The following is a 1,388-nucleotide window of genomic DNA, read 5'->3' on the forward strand; positions in this document are numbered from 1 at the left end:
AGCAAGAGGACTCCCGTTAAATTTCTCCTTAATTAAAAATATACCAGAAATTAACGTAACGATGAATTGCGACCAGAATCTAAACTAACGCGACAGCGTTTACTTATTGGGAAAGGCTTGATTCTCAAGGTATGTATAAGCTTGACATATTTAAGCGGTAAGTGTTATACTCAAAAGATAGCACAGATGGGTTCAGGCTGATGTTAAATGTTTTAAAAGTGAGAATATACCCAAACAAAGAACAAGAACTAGCCTTAGCTAAAAACTTTGGTTGCGTTCGTTTCGTTTGGAATTACTACTTAAATAAAACTAACAATCAGTACCTAGAGACGGGTAAAGGAATGACCTACTGTGATATGGCAAAAGACCTTACCCAACTCAAGAAACAACCTAATTTTGAATGGTTAGCTGAGGCTACTGCCGCCACCTTGCAGCAATCATTGAAAAACTTAGAATCTGCTTTTAAGAACTTCTTCTCAACAAGAACAAAATTCCCTAAGTTTAAAAGTAAGCACAAAAAACAATCAATCCGTTATCCTGAAAGTTGTTCAATAAGAAATAATGGAATTAAGCTACCTAAATTAGGGGTGGTAAAAGCTAAGATTTCTCAAGTAATAAATGGCCAGATTAAGTCGGTAACTGTTTCTAAAACCAGTACAGATAAATATTTTGCTGCCATCTTGTTTGAGATGGATGACTCAACAACCATTGAAAAACTAAAAATATCAGGGATAGACCTAGGTTTATCTTCTTTAGTTACGGTTTTTGATGGTGAAACAACCTACAAGATTGACCCAATCAAACCTACCAGAAAATATGCTAAACGTTTAAAGCGGAGACAACAAGCATTGTCTCGTAAAGCCAAGGGGTCTAATAATCGCCAAAAAGCCATTAAGGAGGTAGCCAAGGTTCACGAAAAGATAGCCAATACTAGACAAGATTTTCTTCATAAACTCTCCAGAAAGTTGTGCGATGAAAACCAAATCGTTGTAGCCGAGAATCTTAGTATTAAAGGGTTAGCAAGGACTAAATTAGCCAAGTCAATACATGACGCTGGTTTTGGGATGTTGCTTAATTTCTTGGATTACAAGCTAGAAAGAGAGGGAGGAAAACTTGTAGAAGTTGACAGGTTTTATCCGAGTACAAAACTCTGTTCTTGCTGTGGATTTAAAAATGATTTGTTGACTCTCAGTATTCGTGAATGGATTTGTCCAGAATGTGAGAGTCATCACGATAGAGATGAAAACGCAGCCAAGAATTTAAGGGAAGAAGGTATGAGAATACTGTCAACAAATACCGATGGACAGTCGGAATTTCAAGCTTGGGGAGAAACTGTAAGACTCGTTGGTACTTGTACCCAAAAGCGGGTTTCTGTGAATCAAGAATCC

Annotated in this window: 1 protein-coding gene; it reads left to right on the forward strand. The window is 37.1% G+C overall.

Annotated features, from left to right (window positions below):
- Positions 1–200 precede the first annotated feature (200 nt).
- A partial coding sequence (locus PX482_RS25325) for an RNA-guided endonuclease InsQ/TnpB family protein (protein WP_043999640.1) occupies positions 201–1,388 on the forward strand: 1,188 nt, incomplete at its 3' end.

Origin of the sequence: Microcystis sp. M53602_WE12 (genome assembly GCF_030065455.1) — a bacterium.
Classification (GTDB): Bacteria; Cyanobacteriota; Cyanobacteriia; order Cyanobacteriales; family Microcystaceae; genus Microcystis; species Microcystis aeruginosa.